Raw genomic sequence first — 1,356 nt, forward strand, 5'->3', positions numbered from 1 at the left:
GGTGCGGTCCGCCGGGGTTTCCGCGATCGCCGGAACGTCGATGTCAAGGCATGCGGCGGCCATATTGCGGGATGAAGGGATTAATGATCATATTACTTCCTCCCAGCTTTCGGGCGACCTGATGACCTGGGCCGATCTTGTGCTGACCCTTACCCAGAGCCATAAACGGCATGTTCTGCATTATTTTCCGCAAGCCGTGTCCAAGACGCACACCCTCAAGGAATATGTGCAGGACGAGGAGGCGGTGCGCAGGGACCTGGAGGAACTGGACAGCCTCTATGCGGGAGCGGAGCTGGCCGCTTCGCTGGGACAGGAACCGAAGGCTGCCGACCTGCAGCGGATTATCGAGATCCGCCAGCGGATTCCAAGCGCGGACATTATGGACCCGTTCGGAGGAAGCCGTGAGGACTATGAATATGCGGCGGCTGAAATCCGCTCGTCGCTTCACAGACTGCTGGATAAGCTGGAAGCCTTGCGCCGTTTGTAAAATGATAAGATGGTTGATTTTCGGAGCATGATGATTTAAGATATAGACAAATATCGGTTCCGGTGTAACTGGCGACAAGAGTGGACAAACCACGATGGAGCATCGGAGTAGACGGCCGGTCGCCTGGGCGAAAGAGCAATTCCGTAGCTGTCTGCGGACTGCTCTTTTTTGTTGGAAAGATGTGAATGTATAAGAGTCGCGCATACACCCTGATCCGGATAAGACAACTTTGGTTTTCTTTAGGAGGTAAAGCGGTGAAACATTATCAGAAGCAGACGGAGGAGTCTATTCCTTCAGGCCAGAATGTGTACGGAAGCGGACGCGCTGTACAGGCAGAGCCCTCTATTGCAGAGCAGACGTATCTTGTGCTGCGGGAGTTGGCGGAAGCCGGCGGGATCGGGCAAGGCAAGGTGCTGATTGTCGGCGCCAGCACGAGCGAGGTAGCCGGCGTACGCATCGGCACCGGCGGCGCGCTGGAGGTGGCGCAGCAGTTGTTGTCCGGTGTCCGCAGGGCAGCCGATGAGTTTGGCTTCTCTCCTGTGTATCAGTGCTGCGAGCATTTGAACCGGGCGATTGTCATGGAGCGAAGCCTGCTGGAGCGGCTCGGTCTGAACGAGGTGTCGGCAGTTCCGATTCCCGGAGCGGGAGGCTCTCTTGGCGCGGCGGCATATCGCATGATGACCGAGCCCGCGCTGGCCGAAACGGTGCAGGCCCATGCCGGCGTCGATATCGGCGAGACCCTTATTGGAATGCACCTCCGCCGCGTCGCGGTGCCTTTCCGGACATCGCTGCGCTATATCGGAGAAGCCCGCGTCAATTCGGCCTACACCAGACCGCCGCTGATCGGCGGCGAACGCGCGGTGGATCGG

At 58.5% G+C, this 1,356-nt stretch carries 2 protein-coding genes and 1 riboswitch; both genes read left to right on the forward strand.

What is annotated here, in order from left to right:
- The coding region (locus L692_RS0118510; protein WP_025701569.1) for an arsenate reductase/protein-tyrosine-phosphatase family protein at positions 1-487 on the forward strand (487 nt) is incomplete at its 5' end.
- Positions 488-541: 54 nt separating this feature from the next.
- Positions 542-623, forward strand: a riboswitch (ZMP/ZTP riboswitch).
- Between the two features lie 169 nt (positions 624-792).
- On the forward strand, positions 793-1,356 hold a 564-nt coding region (locus tag L692_RS0118515), incomplete at its 3' end, for a TIGR01440 family protein (protein WP_036724418.1).

Source organism: Paenibacillus forsythiae T98 (assembly GCF_000520735.1).
GTDB classification, from domain to species: Bacteria; Bacillota; Bacilli; order Paenibacillales; family Paenibacillaceae; genus Paenibacillus_AQ; species Paenibacillus_AQ forsythiae.